Origin of the sequence: Stenotrophomonas sp. 1278 (genome assembly GCF_029892765.1) — a bacterium.
Classification (GTDB): domain Bacteria; phylum Pseudomonadota; class Gammaproteobacteria; order Xanthomonadales; family Xanthomonadaceae; genus Stenotrophomonas; species Stenotrophomonas indicatrix.
This window is the reverse complement of sequence record NZ_JARXWD010000001.1, coordinates 41,688-56,143: the sequence shown is the minus strand read 5'-3', so window position 1 is coordinate 56,143 and position 14,456 is coordinate 41,688. Positions and strand designations below refer to the sequence as shown.

Genomic DNA, 14,456 nt, shown 5'->3' with positions numbered 1-14,456 from the left:
TAGCGCACCATTTTCACGTTGATCGCGCGGCGCCCAAGGCGCCCGTGATCGCATCGCGTGTTTCCCCTTTCATCTGCCTAAGCTCCGCTTCCATGCGGCGGCTCGCGCTTGCCTGAGTGCCCGTTCCATGACCAAGACCCTGTTGGCTGCTGCGCTGTCCCTGGCCCTTGCACCGACCGCGTGGGCGCAGCAGGCGCCGTCTGCCACCGAACTCGATGCGGTTTCAGTCATCGGCAGTGGCGAGGCGCGCCAGGTGCAGCGCATCACCCGCGAGAACCTGGACATCCTGCCGCCGGGTACCAGCCTGCAGAAGACGCTCAACCTGCTGCCCGGCGTCAACGCGCAGTCGGCCGACGCGCTGGGCACCAACGAACAGTCGATGACCCTGAGCCTGCGCGGTTTCAACTCCACCCGCCTGGGCTACACGCTGGACGGCGTGCCGCTGGGCGATGGTGCGTACAACAACTACAACGGCCTGACCATCAACCGTGCGCTGATCAGCGAGAACATGGCGGGCGCCGAACTGGCGGTGGGCATCGGCAGCCTCGGCACGCCGTCCACCAGCAACCTCGGCGGCACCATTTCCTATACCTCCGACCGCCCGGCGCAGGAACTGGGCGGCCGCGTGGTGCAGACCTTCGGCAGCGATGCCAACCGTCGCACCTTCGTGCGCGTGGACAGCGGCGAGTACAACGGATTCTCCGGCTACGTATCGGGCATGAACGCGGTCTCGGACCTGTGGAACGACCAGACGGCGTACAACAAATCCACTACCAAGCAGTTCAACGCGAAGGGCGTGTGGAACTTCGGCAGCGGCCAGATCACAGGTTTCGTCGACACCTCGCGGACCAGCCAGGCGGATTACTTCTACCTGTCCAAGGACGAGATGTCCCGCGGCCTGGGCTGGGACTGGGGCGGCTACGCACCGGACTGGAACAAGGCTGTGGCCAAGGCCTACTGCAACACCGCCAGCCTCACCGCGAAGAAGTGCGACAACAGCGGTCCGGACAAGGACGCCGACGGCGCATTCACCGCCGGGCAGATCCTGCGCGATGACAACCTCTACTACCTGGCCGGTGATTTCTTCCTGGCCGATGGCTTCAGCCTGCGGGCACTGGCCTACCACCACGATGACCGCGGCGAAGGCCACAACTGGAACAGCGGTGCGTGGTCCAACAAAGGCACCGCGCAGGAAATCCCGATCATCTTCCGCAACACCATCTACACCATCGACCGCGATGGCGGCACGCTGTCCTTCGATTGGGAGCTGGGCGCACACCGCCTCGAAGGTGGCCTCTGGTACGAACGCAACACCAGCAGCGCCGAACGCTACCAGACGGCGGTGGACGGTCCAGGCGACCTCAGCGGCATGAACACCCTGCCCTCGGATGTGGGCGTGTTCGCCCAGCGTACGCGCTGGAAGACCCACCAGTTCTTCCTGAAGGACACCTGGCGGCTGCTCGATGACCGCCTGACCCTGGAGTTCGGCGCCAAGAGCCCGCACGCCACCTCCGATGCGCAGGCGCTGCCGGGCGATGCGAAGACACCGATCCTGCCGAGCTCGAACAACCAGTTCGCCACCGGTTCGCTGAAGGCCAGCAGGAATTTTCTGCCCAGCGTGGGTGCCAACTTCCGCCTCAGCGAGCATCACGAAGTGTTCGCCAGCTACGCCGAGAACATCGCCATGTTCCAGGGCGGCTTCAAACTTGGCCCACAGGCGGTCAGCCAGGCCACCTGGAACGCGCAGGGCAACCTGAAGCCGGAAGAATCACGCTCGCTGGAGGCGGGCTATCGCTTCGTCACCGATACGTTGCAGGCATCGGTCGCTGCCTACAGCGTGCGCTTTGACAATCGCCTGCTGCAGTACAACCCCTGCGATTCGAGGCAGCCGGTCGGCCCCACCTGCGGCAACCGTTTCTACAATGTCGGCGGCGTCGACAGCCGCGGTGCTGAACTGACCGTGCTGTGGACACCGAACGAGCACTTCAGCTGGTACACCTCGGCATCCCTGAACCGCTCGACATATGCCTCCAACTACACGCAGGCCGGCGTCGAGCAGCAGATCAAGGGCAAGATCCAGACCGACACGCCCAAGCAGCTGCTGGCCACCGAAATCACCTGGCGCGACAACGGCTGGTTCGCCAGCCTGCGCGGCAAGTACACCGGCGAACGCTTCTACACCTATACCAACGACCAGGGCTTTGGTGGCTTCACCGTGTTCGACCTGGCCGGTGGCTACGATTTCGGTCAGGTTGGCTTCGCCAAGGGCATGCGCCTGTCGCTGAACGTGACCAATGTGGGTGACAAGCGCTACGCCAGCAACCTGGACTCGAGCGTGTTCGCCCCCAGCGACCCGGCCGGCAAGCTGTATGTGTTCCATGCGTCGGCACCGCGCCAGGTGTTCGGTACCATCGACATCCGTTTCTGATCGCCGGCCGAGGAGTCCGTTGATGTCCGTTACTGCCCTGCTGTTGGCCGCGCTCTCGGTCAGCGGCTACAACGCACCGCATGAAGCCCGCGGCGTGCCGCCACGCGCGGTGGACGTGGCCAGCTTCACTTACGTGGACAAGGGATTGGTCGCCGCCGGACGATTGCCGGCCGGCACCGTGGACTTCCTCGGCGATACGCTGGGCTCGTTCTCGTCGTTGGCGGTACAGCCGGGCACGTGGCGGCGTACCGCGCGTGGCTATGAAGGGGTGCTGTGGACCCTGCCCGACCGCGGTCGCAACGATCCGGAAGCCGGCCTGTTCTACGACTACGCCGGTCGCCTGGAGCGCATGCAGCTGCGCATCGACTGGCCTGCAGACAAGCCAGAGAGCTTCGGCACGCTGACGATGAAGCCGGAAAAGGGGCTGGCGCTGAAGGACTACAACGGCCAGCCATTCACCGGTGCCGACCCCGGTGACCACACCATCATCCAGCGTGGCGTGGTGCTGCCCTCACCCGCCGTGGGCGCGGGGGCCGGCAAGGTCGCACTTGATGCCGAATCGCTGCAGTTCACTGCCGACGGCCACTTCTACATCGGCGACGAGTACACCGCCAACGTCTATTACTTCAATGCACAGGGGCGGCTGCAGGGCGTGATCGTGCCGCCGCAGGCGATCCAGCCACAACGTGATGGCAAGCCCGCCTTTGGATCGTTGGCCCCGCCGCAGACCGGGCGCCGCAACAACCAGGGCGTGGAAGGCATGGGCCTGTCGCCCGACGGCACACGGCTGTTCGTTGCCCTGCAGAGCGCGCTGATGCAGGACAGCGCGGCGGGTAATGCCGCCGGCCGCATCAACACCCGCGTGCTGGTCTACGACGTGTCCAGCAACCCGACGCCGACGCAACCGGTGGGCCACCATGTGATGATCCTGCCGGCCTACGCCCACGACGGCAAAGGCAAGCTCGACCGTACCGCTGCACAGAGCGAGCTGCGTGCGCTGGACAACGAGCGTTTCCTGATGCTGGCGCGCGATGGCAATGGACTGGGCAAGGAGGGCAACGACCCGATCGTCTATAAATCGGTGCTGCTGGTGAACGTTGCGCAGGCCTCCAATCTGGTGGACACGGCCTATGAGACCGGCACGGCATCGGTGCTGGCCGATCCCGCTGACGCCATGTTGAAGACCGGCATCGTGCCCGCCAACGTCAAAGAGGTGCTGAACCTGCTCGACCGGCCGCAGCTCGCCCGGGCCGGGCTGGACCTGGACACAGGGCGTGGCCCTCACCCGGGATTGCTGTCGGAGAAATGGGAGGCGATGGATGTGTTGCCTGCGCTTGATCCAGAGCACCCGAACGACGTACTGCTGCTGATCGGCAACGACAACGACTTCACCGCCCGCAACTGCCGCATGCAGGGCGAGCACTGCGACAGCGCGTACGACAACGACAACCGGGTGCTGGTGTATCGGCTCACCCTGCCGTAGTGCCGGCCGCTGGCCGGCAACCTCACAAACCCCGACCGGTGGTAGTGCCGGCCGCTGGCCGGCAGCTTCATGAATCTCCGGAAACACCGCCTGGTTGCCGGCCAGCGGCCGGCACTACCCGACAGGAAAAACCCGCGCGCCTGCCCCGTGGTAGTGCCGACCGCTGGTCGGCAGCCTCATGAATCTCCGGAAACACCGCCTGGTTGCCGGCCAGCGGCCGGCTCTACCAGATCGACCACGCATAGGGATACTGGCCAATCTCCCTGGCCAGGCCCGCCCGAATGGGATTGCCCAGGATATACAGAGCCTGGCGGTGCAACGATTCCTCTGCCCTGACCGCATGATCGAAGTACCCGGACTGCCAGACCACGCCGCGACGACCGACCAGCCGATTCAAGGCCAACGCGCTGGATGACTTGAACCGACGGGCGATACCCGACAGCTCCGACGCACGTAGTTGCAACATCCAATGCACATGATCCGGCATCACCACCCATGCCAGTGACTGGACCAGGCCTTGTCGCTCCAGTTCCTCAAACTGACTGGAGACGCAGCCTGCGGTAGCGCCGCATTCAAAGCGTCGGCGGCGCTGGCATGTTGTCGTGGTCAGCACATATACCTGACCGATGATGGAGCGCCGCCCGTGGCGCAGGAGATCGCTGCTCATGGCCCATCGTGGATCAGGCAGACCTCGCTGGCTGTCGGGGAACAGCGCGAGATTCCATGAGGATGTTGCTGACAGTCTGCTGGGGTTGCCGGCCAGCGGCCGGCACTACCCAACGCAAAAGCCCGTCACGTCCGCCCCGTGGTAGTGCCGGCCGCTGGCCGGCAACCCACGCCAACGCACAAGCCCATCGCGCCTGCCCTGTGGTAGTGCCGGCCGCTGGCCGGCAACCCATGAACCCCGCCCGGCGGCGCCCGGCCCCGTCACCCGCGCAGCGTGGCGCCACCATCCACGTACAGGTCACTCATCGCCACGTGCCCGGCCTGCTCGGACAGCAGGAACATCACCGCCTGCGCGATGTCCTCCGGCGTGGCCAGCTTGCGCAAGGGGATGCCCGCCTTGTAGGTGGCCGGACTGCCGGCGATCACCCGTGCCGCGCCCTGCTCGTCTTCCCACATGCCGGTCTGCATCGGGGTCAGCGTGGAGCCCGGCGCAACGATGTTGCAGCGGATGCCCAACGGTGCCAGCTCCAGGCCCAGGCAGCGGGTGAACATCGTCGCCGCCGCCTTCGAGGCGGCATAGGCGGCCATGCCATGCCGTGGCACGCCCGCCGCGTTGGAACTGACGGTCACGATGGCGCCTTGCCGGCGCGGCGACATCACCCGTGCCAGTGCGCGGCCCACATGGAACACACCATCGGCATTGACCGCGAACACCCTGCGCCAATCCGCGTCACGGGTGTCCACGACCTCACCGACATGCAGCACGCCCGCCACGCTGGCCGCCAACATGATCGGTCCCACCGTGGCTTCCACCTCGTTTACCAGCGCGTCCACGGCCGCGCCGTCGGTGACGTCCAGTGCGAAAGCCTGCACGCGACCATCGTCGGTCGTCAGCGCAGGTCGCTCGCGATCGGTTGCCACGACCCGGCACCCTGCGTCCAGCAGTTGCCCGACCAGCGCCGCACCGATACCGCCCGCTGCGCCGGTCACCAGCGCCACATTTCCTTCAAAACCCGTCAGCTGCATGTTGCGCTCTCCTGTTGCCTGTCCCACTGCTGCAGCCGCGCCGACAACCACGGTGCCAGCTGCGCCACCGCATCACGCCCGGTCAGTTCGGCGTGCAGGAACGGCAGCTCGATGGCATCCACCTGCAGCGCATGTGCCTTCCATAGCGCGGACTGCAACTGCGGCCGTGCCTGATGATCGCGTCCGGCCCGCACATGCGCCAGCGTTCCGACGAAGGGTCGGTGCTGGTGTTCGCGGATCAGTCGATTGGTTCCGGTCACCGCCCGTACCACGCCGTCGAGCACCACCTCGGGCAGGCTGCCCAGCGCGCTGCCGCCGCGCCGCAGGAAGGCGAGGATGCGCCCGCGATCGTCCAGTTCCGGATGCGCGTCCGGGTCATGCCCGGCGATGGCCAACAGCGCCCGCAGTGCCGCGATCGGGTCGGGCTCCGGTTCGGCACGCCAGCATTCGCTGGGATAGGCATCGAGCAGCACCAGTTCGCCGACCTCGCGGCCGATGTCATGCAGGCGCACGGCCATCGCCTGCGCGAGGATGCCGCCCACCGACCAGCCGAGCAGATGGATCGGCCCCTGTGGCTGCAGCGTGATCACCCGCTGCACATAGTCATTGGCCATGGCCTCGATGCTGCCTGGCAGCGGTTGCGTGGGGTCGAGCGCGGGTGACTGAAGCCCGTACACCGCGCGCGTTGGCTGCAGCGCCCGGGCCAGTGCGCGATAGTTCCAGGCAATGCCGCCTGCCGGGTGCAGCACGAACAGGGGGGCTGCGGTTGCCTCGTCGGATGCAGACAGCGCAATCACCGGCCCCAGCGCGTGATCGGCGCGTGCGGGCGGCTCGGCAATGCGTGCCGCCAGCGCGGCTACGGTCGGTTGCGCGAACAGCGCGCCCAGCCCCAGCTCGCAACGCCAGCGCTGCTCGATGGCCAGCAGCAGGTGCACGGCCGACAGGGAGTCCCCTCCGATGCTGAAGAAATCCACATCAACCGCCACCGGCAGTTCACCCCCCAGCGCCTGTGCGAACAGCCCGGCCAGTTCCTGCTCCAGCGGCGTACGCGGCGCCTGCCCCGCAACGTCCTGCTGCGGCGGTTTCGGCAGCGCAGACCGGTCCAGCTTGCCATTGGCGGTCACCGGCCACTGATCCACGCCCACGAACGCAGACGGCACCATGTAGTCCGGCACCCGCGCCAGCAGATGGCTGCGCAGCGCCGCTGCATCGAACAGCGCCGTCGGCACATAGGCGACCAGCCGCGCCTCGCCGGGTAGATCATCGCGCAACAGCACTTCCACCCGGTCCATTCCAGGCAGCTCGCGCAACGCTGCTTCAATCTCGCCAAGTTCGATGCGCAGGCCGCGCAGCTTTACCTGATGGTCGCTGCGCCCCAGGTACTCGACCGCACCGTCGCCCCGCCAGCGTGCCACGTCGCCGGTGCGGTAGATGCGCTCACCCGGCAGGAACGGATCCGCCAGGAAGCGCTCGGCCGTCAGGTCGTCGCGGCCGAGATAGCCGCGCGCCAACTGCACACCGCCGAGGTACAGGTCACCGGCCACGCCCACCGGCACGGGCTGCATCCGTGCGTCCAGCACATACAGGCGGGTGTTCCAGACCGGGAAACCGATCGGCACCGGGCGCGAGCGGTCATCGGCCGAGGCTGGCCACCAGCTCACATCCACTGCCGCTTCGGTCGGCCCGTAGAGGTTGTGCAGTTCGGCATGTACCCGCGCGTGGAAGCGGTCGCGCAGTGCGGCATCCAGCGCCTCGCCACTGGTGAACACGCGCCGCAGCCGCAGGTCCTGTGAGGCCGGTGCAGCCAGGAACGCATCCAGCATCGACGGTACGAAATGTGCGGTGGTGACACCATGGACGCGGATCAATCGCGCCAGCTCGGTCGGGTCGCGGTGTGCGTCCGGCCCCGCCAACACCAGCGTCGCGCCGCACAGCAGTGGCAGGAAGAATTCCCAGACCGATACGTCGAACGTTGCCGGGGTCTTCTGCAGAATCCGGTCGTCGGCACCCATGCCATAGTGCTCGCGCATCCACAGCAGGCGATTGACGATGGCTCGGTGTTCGATCACCACGCCCTTGGGCTCGCCGGTCGAACCGGAGGTATAGATCACATAGGCCGCATCGTCGCCCGTCGGGCCCGGCCAGGGTGCGGCAAAGCTCACGTCGGTCCACTGCTCCGGCGGCAGCACCGGCACATCTGAAAGACGGGATTGCACGCCGGCCTCTGCCAGTACGCAGACCGGTTGCGCCGACGCCAGGATGCGCGCCAGGCGCTCCGCGGGATGGGCAAGGTCCAGTGGCAGGTACGCGCCGCCTGCACGCAGCACTGCCAGCAACGCAACCACCAGTTCCAGCGAACGCGGCAGCGCTACGGCAACGACCGTGCCCGGGCCCACGCCCAGCGAGCGCAGCTGCGCGGCCAGGGCGAAGCTGCGGGCCTCCAGCGCAGCATGGTCCAGCGTCGTATCGCCGAACACCAGCGCCGCTGCCGACGGATCGCGGTCCATGCCCTGCTGCAGCAGTTCGACCAGGGTGGTGCCAGGCAGCGCATGCGTGGTGGCATTGAAGCCATGCACGACCTGCTTCAATTCTTCCGGCGTGGCCAGTGGCACCGTCGCGATGTCTTCGGCCAGCAGCGCGGCCGACACGAAATGCAGCAGCCGCCGGGCATGCGCCTTCATGTCATCCAGCCCATACAGGGCCGGGTTTGCTTCAATCTCCAGATCCAGCAGGGTCTGTCCATCGCCACGGAAGCCCAGTGTCAGGTCGTCGACCGGGCCGGTGCTCAGCACTTCCAGTGAAGCCTGCACACCCGGCAGCGCCAGCGGCTTGTAGAACGGCTGTACGTTGATCAACGGCCCATGCAGACGGTGCTGTGCACCGACCAGGCCGAGGTCACGACGCAGCTGTTCGCCACGGTAGCGCCCATGCTTGCGGCTCTGACTGAGCTGGCGCCCGATGCGCCGGCAGAATTCCTCGACGCCGCCCTCGCCCCCCGCTACACGCAGCGGCAGCACGTTCATCACCATCGCCGGCACCCGCGCCGCCGCGTTGCCCAGCCGCGCCATGTACGGCACCCCGAGCACGACTTCCTCGGACGCACTCATGCGACGCACATACTCGGCGGCCAACGCGGCAAGCACATCCGGCCACGGCTGCAACCACGATGCCGAGACCTGCAGCAGGTGCTCGCGCAAGGCGGGGTCCACCGGCTGCACCCAGCGCAATGCATCGTCACTGGCCGCGGCGGTGCCGGCCAGGCCGGTGGAGGCCGGGGCGCCCTGCAGCGCCTGCAACCACCACTGCCGGTCGACGTCGCGGCGCGCATCACTGCGGTAGCTGGCATCATCGGCCAGCACGCCCGCCAACCCTGGCAGCGCACTACCGGTGCGGCCCGCATACAGGGCGCAGACGCGGTCAGTGAACAGCGCCATGCCATAGCCATCGGTGGCCAGGTGATGCACGCGCAGGTACCAGGCCCAGCGCTGGCCCCCCAGGTCGAACAGCACCTGCTGGCTCAGCCGGTCGCGGGTCGGGTCGACCGCGCTGCAGCGGTCAGCCAGCATCGCCGCACGCGCCGTCTGCTGCGGATCATCGGCCGCGGCGACATCGCGCAGCTGCAGCAATGGCACCCGCGCGGGCTCGTGCCACTGCACGGGCTGGCCGTCCTCGGCCTCGGCGAAACGCAACGCCAGCGCCTCGGCCTCGACGGCGGCCTGGTTGGCGGCAGCGGTGAACGCCGGCACATCCAGCAAACCCTCGATCCACACCGCGTGCGCGGTATTGAATGCAGGATTCTGCGGTGCCAGCCGCTGGGCAAACCACAGCCCTGCCTGCGCCTCGGTCAGCGGCAGCGGCGATCCGTTCATGCCGTCTGCGCGGCCTGCAGCTGCTGCACCACCGCCCACCACTGGCGCAGCGTGGTGTGCTCAGCCAGCTGCGCGAACTCCAGTGGCAGCCCGGTGTTGCCCCAGGCCAGCACCAGCCCCAGCATGCGCATCGAATCCAGATCCAGATCGATCAGGTTGTCATCATCGCCGATGTCCGCCGCGTGGCAGTCCAGCACGCGGGCGACGTCGGCGCGCATGCGCTCCAAGGTCAAGGTTTCGGTCGTCGCGTTCATCACATTGCCTCCAGCAGCTGGTCGGTGGTCATCGGTACGCCGCAGGTGCGGGCGATCCAGTGCAGCGCCTGGTCATGGTCGGCACGCGAGAAATCGGCCACGGCATCGGCAGCGATGAACGTCTCGATGTCACGCTGGAACGCCTCCACCGCCGTCGCGGTGCATCCGATGTGCGCGTAGACGCCGGTGATCAGCAGCTGGTCGCGGCCGCGCACGCGCATCAGCGTTTCCAGATTGCTGCGCTGGAACGCGCTGTAGCGGTGCTTTACCAGCACATGCTCGCCCGGCTGCGGCGCGAGTGCGTCGATGATCGGCTCGTGGTCGGCACGCCGGCCCATGCCCGGGCCCCACAGGTCTGCCTGCAGGCCGCGGTCGCGGCGGTCCTGGTCGCCGTGCTGGGCGGTGTAGAACACCGGAATGCCGTGCATACGGCAATGTCCCAGCAGTCGCGCGATGTTGTCCACCGCCGGCTGGAGCGGCGCGTTGCCGGCGTCGAATGCGGCGAGGAAATAGCGCTGCATGTCGTGTACCAGCAAGGCAACACGATCACGCTGGGGGCGCCAGGCGCCTCGCGCCTGCGGCAGTTCCGCAGCGGTCGGCAGGGAATACGGGGTAATGCGGGGCAGCGCCATCAGCGCGTTCCTCCTGTCTGTTGCAGATGACGCGCGCGCAGCTGCGCGCGCAGTTCGCGGCGGCTGATCTTGCCAACCGCCGTAGTGTCGAAACTGTCCACGAAAACAATCTGATCGGGCACCTTGAACGCGGCCAGGCCACGCCCGCGCATCCACGCCTTCAGCACCGGCGCCTTGATGGCCTCGCCCTGCTGGATCACGAAGGCACAGCTGCGCTCGCCCAGGTAGTCGTCGGGAATGGAGACCACGGCGGCATCGAATACGCCAGGATGGGCCAGCAGATGGTCTTCGATCTCCTCGGCGGAGATCTTCTCGCCCGCCCGGTTGATGTGGTCGCCGGCACGGCCCTGCACCACCAGATAGCCGCCGGGCAGCTGCTGCACGCGGTCGCCGGTGCGGTAGAAGCCGTCGTCGGTGAACGAGCGCGCGTTGGCCGCCGCGTCATTGTGGTAATTGCGGATGGTGTACGGACCGCGCGTGAGCAGATGACCGACCTCGCCTTCGGCAACGGGCTGGTCGTGGTCGTCGACCACGCGCACTTCATCATCCTCGCTGATCGGCCTGCCCTGGCAAGCGACAATCAGCTCCTGCGGGTCATCCAGCCGGGTGTAGTTGACCAGGCCTTCGGCCATGCCGAACACCTGCTGCAACGTGCAACCGAGGCCATCGATGACCCGCCGCGCGGCTTCCGGCACCAGCTTCGCTCCCCCGACCTGCAGCACCCGCAGGCTGGACAGATCGTGCCTGCTGGTCGCCGCCGCCTGCGCCCACAGCAGCGCCAAGGGCGGCACCAGACCACAGCAGGTCACCTTCTCGCGCGCGATCAACGGAAATGCCGCATCCGGGCCAGGGCCCGGGCTGAGCACCACGCGGGCGCCGGCGTACAGCGCACCGAAGAAACCCGGCGAGCTCATCGGGAAGTTGTGTGCTGCCGGCAGCGCAACCAGGTACACGCTGTCGCGGTCGATGCCACAGATTTCGTTGCTGGCGCGGAACGAGTAGATGTAATCGTCGTGCGTGCGCGGAATGAGCTTTGACAGCCCGGTGCTGCCACCGGAGATCTGCAGGAACGCCACCGACTGCGGATCAGGATCGGCCGGCAGCTGGCTGCGATCGCCCTGCAGCGATTCCAGCGCGACGAACTCGGCCGCATCGCCGTCGATCAGCACGTGGCGTACCGCCGGCACTTCCGCCTGCAGCGCGCGCGCCAGGCCACGATGATCGAAGCCTTCATGGACATCGGTACTGATGTAGGCACTGGCCTCGGCCTTGCGCGCAAAGTGGGCCAGCTCGGTGATGCGATGTGCCGGCAGCGCGTACACCGGCACCAGCCCGGCGCGGAACAGGCCACAGACCGTTGCGATGAAACCGGCCGTATTGCCCAGCTGCACCAGCACGCGCTCGCCGGGTTGCAGGCCCAGCGCCAGCAGCCCGGCGCCGATGCGCCCGGCCTCATGCCAGAGCTGCGCATAGCTCAGGCGCACATCGCCAGCCACCACCGCGATGTCATCGGCATGGCGCTCGGCGCGTTCGCGCAGGAAACCCGGGAAGGTTTCGCCACGCCAATGACCTGCGGCCCGATAGCGCGCGACCAGCGCTTCAGGCCATTGCTGTTGCAGCGGCAGGCGCGAATCAACGGTGGACGGCGTCATGCGGACACCTCGATCATGGACAGCGGGTCCTGCACACCCAATGCGTTGAGCAGGGCAGCAAACTTGGCGGCGGTTTCGGCCACTTCGGCCTCGGGCTGCGAGTCGGCGACGATGCCGGCGCCGGCATACAGGCGCAGCTGGGTGCCCTGCAGGCGCGCGCAGCGGATCGCCACATACCAGTCGCCGTCCCCCTGCGCATCGAGCCAGCCCACCGCACCGGCATAGAAGCCGCGCGGCACCGGTTCCAGCGCACGGATGCGCTGCAGTGCCTGCAGCCGCGGGGTACCGCAGACGGCCGGCGTGGGATGCAGCTCGGCCAGCAAGGTCGCCGCCGACGTAGCAGCGTCCTTCAGCGTGGCGTGGATGCGCGTACCCAGATGCCACATGCTGGCGGTGGCGTGCAGCACCGGGCGTGGTTGCGCTTCGATATGGCTGCACCAGGGCGAGAGGCCATCGACAATGGCGTCGACCACATGCCGGTGTTCGTCATGATCCTTCGCCGATGCCAGCAACGCCTGCGCGGCGCGCTCGTCCGCAACCGGATCGGCACTGCGCCTGGCCGAACCGGCCAGCGGATGCGACAGCACCTGCGCCCCGCGTTTGCGCAGCAGCAGCTCCGGTGTCGCCCCCACCAGCCATGCCGGCGCCTGGCCAACGTCCACCGGCAGCGGCACGGCGTAGGTCGCCACCGAAGGATCGGTGCCGAGGCGGGCCAGCAGCATTTCCGGTGACAGCGCCTGCTGCGTGTGCGCCAACAGGCTGCGCGCCAGTACCACCTTGTGCAGCTCCGGGTCCGGCGCGCGCATCGCGCTGACCGCGTCGGCCACGGCCGCTGCATACGCCTGCGCCGAGGGCTCGGCAGTCAGCGCTCCGGACAGCGCCGGCGCCGCCTGCGACTGCACGGGTAACGCCGGTAGCAGGCGCTCGGGCTGGTACAACGCATCATCGGCGCGCGGCTCGAACGGCACCGCGCCGACCAGCAGGCCCGGCCCACCGCGCTGCTGCGCGAAGAACGTCGCCACGCGCTCGGCCAGCGTGGCCAGCACACCGGTCGGCAAGGGTGCGCGGCAGCCGCGCGCGTGCATCTGCTGATCGGCCTGCCGCAGCAGGAACAGCGACGCTTCGGCGGTGGGCTCGGGCAGCATCGACGCAGCCTCCGGCCACGCGCCCTGCATCAGGGAATCGTTCATGGGGTCTCCTTCATCCGATACGCTGCTGCCAGCACGCACAGCACCAGCAGCAGCACGCCGACCAGCAGGTAAGGCAGGCTGGCGCCGCTGCGATACAACAGGGTGCCGAGCATCGGCCCGGCCACCATGCCCAGCCCCTGCGCCGCCGCGACGGTGCCGGCCGCCGCCCCCTGTTCGTGCGCCTGCACCGCGTCGGCGGCCAACGCCTGGAACGAGGGGAACACGAAGCCCATGCCGAACGCTGCAAGCGCGTAGGCCGCCGGCAACTGCCAGGTCTGCTGCACCGCCGCCACCGACGCAAAGCCGATGCCTGCGATCAGTGCGCCGAGGATGATCCAGCGCCGGGGATGCACGTCCAGTTTCATCACCAGCCCCTGCGCGAGGATCAGGCCCACGCCGACTGCAGTCAGTGCGATGCCGGCCATGCGTGCACCTTCGGCTGCATCCAGGCCGAAACGATCAATGGCGAAGAAGCCGACCGTGACCTGGGCGATGGTCACCGTCACCATCGCCACGAACGCGGCCATCTGCGGCAGGCGCAGCCGCGGGTCGAGGCGCGACAGCGGTACGCGGTTACGGCTGTGTGCGGCTGCCACCGGCGGCGTGGCCGGCAGGCGCCAGGCCAGCAGGCCCAGCGCGAGCAGCGGCAACAGCGCAGCCACGTACAGCGCCAGCGGCAGGTTCTTGTAGGCAAGCCATCCGGCAGCAGCCGGACCCAACACCATCCCCAGCGCGTTGGCGCTGCCAAGGCGGGCGAGGAATTTCGCACGTTGGCCGGTGGGTGCCTTGTCGGCGATCAGCGCGGCAGCGGTCGGCGGCACAGCCGCGTAGAACAGGCCGATCAGGCCACGTGCACCGACCAGCACCAGCACCGAGACCAGCACCGGCGGTATTGTCTGCAGCGCGACATCGATGAACACCGCCAGCGCGATGTAGACCACGGTGTAGGCACTCATCGCCAGCATCAGCACGCGCTTGCGGCCGATGCGGTCGCTGAGCTGGCCCCACGGGCGAGCGGCCAGCATCCACAACACGCCCGCGGCCGTGACCGATAGACCGGCATGCCATTCGGACAGGCCCAGCAGGCGGACCACCGGGCCGATGACGGCGACAAAGGACATCATCGCCATGGTGCCGATCAGGGCAGCCAACACCAGCGCCGGCAAGCCGGGAACCACGGGACGTGCATGCATGGAACACCAACCGTAACCAGGGAGGGAACGCCGGGCGCATCCGCACCCCGCGCGACGTCGCCC

10 protein-coding genes are annotated in these 14,456 nt (G+C 67.8%); 2 read left to right on the top strand and 8 right to left on the bottom strand.

Annotated elements, in window-relative coordinates; translation table 11 throughout:
- The first annotated feature begins 127 nt into the window (after positions 1 to 127).
- Both M2299_RS00225 and M2299_RS00220 read left to right on the top strand, forming a co-directional pair.
- Positions 128 to 2,428, top strand: coding sequence for a TonB-dependent receptor (locus M2299_RS00225; RefSeq protein ID WP_280883602.1), 2,301 nt, complete (start codon positions 128 to 130; stop codon positions 2,426 to 2,428).
- Between the two features lie 22 nt (positions 2,429 to 2,450).
- Positions 2,451 to 3,911 (top strand): esterase-like activity of phytase family protein, encoded by a 1,461-nt coding sequence (locus M2299_RS00220; RefSeq protein ID WP_280883601.1) that lies wholly within the window; start codon positions 2,451 to 2,453, stop codon positions 3,909 to 3,911.
- Between the two features lie 223 nt (positions 3,912 to 4,134).
- Here the strand turns inward: M2299_RS00220 and M2299_RS00215 are convergent, their stop codons facing one another.
- The 8 genes from M2299_RS00215 to M2299_RS00180 form a co-directional block, all read right to left on the bottom strand.
- The gene (locus M2299_RS00215) at positions 4,135 to 4,578 is read right to left on the bottom strand and encodes a transposase (protein ID WP_025878591.1); all 444 of its coding nucleotides are present in this window, start codon (positions 4,576 to 4,578) and stop codon (positions 4,135 to 4,137) included.
- A gap of 260 nt (positions 4,579 to 4,838) precedes the next feature.
- A complete protein-coding gene (locus M2299_RS00210; RefSeq protein ID WP_280883600.1) occupies positions 4,839 to 5,603 on the bottom strand; it encodes a 2,3-dihydro-2,3-dihydroxybenzoate dehydrogenase in 765 nt (254 codons plus the stop codon).
- Positions 5,594 to 9,472, bottom strand: coding sequence for a non-ribosomal peptide synthetase (locus tag M2299_RS00205; RefSeq protein WP_099842704.1), 3,879 nt, complete (start codon positions 9,470 to 9,472; stop codon positions 5,594 to 5,596). The genes M2299_RS00210 and M2299_RS00205 overlap by 10 nt, the downstream gene beginning before the upstream one ends.
- On the bottom strand, positions 9,469 to 9,726 hold the full coding sequence (locus M2299_RS00200) for a phosphopantetheine-binding protein (RefSeq protein WP_088100136.1): 258 nt from the start codon (positions 9,724 to 9,726) through the stop codon (positions 9,469 to 9,471). The genes M2299_RS00205 and M2299_RS00200 overlap by 4 nt, the downstream gene beginning before the upstream one ends.
- Complete coding sequence (locus M2299_RS00195) at positions 9,726 to 10,358, bottom strand: isochorismatase family protein (RefSeq protein ID WP_099842706.1); 633 nt, start codon at positions 10,356 to 10,358, stop codon at positions 9,726 to 9,728. The genes M2299_RS00200 and M2299_RS00195 overlap by 1 nt, the downstream gene beginning before the upstream one ends.
- Positions 10,358 to 12,010: an AMP-binding protein gene (locus M2299_RS00190; protein WP_280883599.1), complete on the bottom strand. Its 1,653-nt coding sequence runs from the start codon at positions 12,008 to 12,010 to the stop codon at positions 10,358 to 10,360. Before M2299_RS00190 ends, M2299_RS00195 begins: the two co-directional genes overlap by 1 nt.
- The gene (locus M2299_RS00185; protein ID WP_280883598.1) at positions 12,007 to 13,200 is read right to left on the bottom strand and encodes an isochorismate synthase; all 1,194 of its coding nucleotides are present in this window, start codon (positions 13,198 to 13,200) and stop codon (positions 12,007 to 12,009) included. The genes M2299_RS00190 and M2299_RS00185 overlap by 4 nt, the downstream gene beginning before the upstream one ends.
- Entirely contained in the window at positions 13,197 to 14,393 is a 1,197-nt protein-coding gene (locus M2299_RS00180; RefSeq protein ID WP_100436436.1) for an MFS transporter, read from the bottom strand. Before M2299_RS00180 ends, M2299_RS00185 begins: the two co-directional genes overlap by 4 nt.
- Between the last annotated feature and the right edge of the window lie 63 nt (positions 14,394 to 14,456).

What these genes read in the sequence shown, in the direction of transcription:
- M2299_RS00185 (WP_280883598.1), bottom strand. Translation starts at nt 13,200, where the DNA reads ATGAACGATTCCCTGATGCAGGGCGCGTGGCCGGAGGCTGCGTCGATG.
- M2299_RS00205 (WP_099842704.1), bottom strand. Translation starts at nt 9,472, where the DNA reads ATGAACGGATCGCCGCTGCCGCTGACCGAGGCGCAGGCAGGGCTGTGG.
- M2299_RS00225 (WP_280883602.1), top strand. Translation starts at nt 128, where the DNA reads ATGACCAAGACCCTGTTGGCTGCTGCGCTGTCCCTGGCCCTTGCACCG.
- M2299_RS00195 (WP_099842706.1), bottom strand. Translation starts at nt 10,358, where the DNA reads ATGGCGCTGCCCCGCATTACCCCGTATTCCCTGCCGACCGCTGCGGAA.
- M2299_RS00180 (WP_100436436.1), bottom strand. Translation starts at nt 14,393, where the DNA reads ATGCATGCACGTCCCGTGGTTCCCGGCTTGCCGGCGCTGGTGTTGGCT.
- M2299_RS00215 (WP_025878591.1), bottom strand. Translation starts at nt 4,578, where the DNA reads ATGAGCAGCGATCTCCTGCGCCACGGGCGGCGCTCCATCATCGGTCAG.
- M2299_RS00220 (WP_280883601.1), top strand. Translation starts at nt 2,451, where the DNA reads ATGTCCGTTACTGCCCTGCTGTTGGCCGCGCTCTCGGTCAGCGGCTAC.
- M2299_RS00210 (WP_280883600.1), bottom strand. Translation starts at nt 5,603, where the DNA reads ATGCAGCTGACGGGTTTTGAAGGAAATGTGGCGCTGGTGACCGGCGCA.
- M2299_RS00200 (WP_088100136.1), bottom strand. Translation starts at nt 9,726, where the DNA reads ATGAACGCGACGACCGAAACCTTGACCTTGGAGCGCATGCGCGCCGAC.
- M2299_RS00190 (WP_280883599.1), bottom strand. Translation starts at nt 12,010, where the DNA reads ATGACGCCGTCCACCGTTGATTCGCGCCTGCCGCTGCAACAGCAATGG.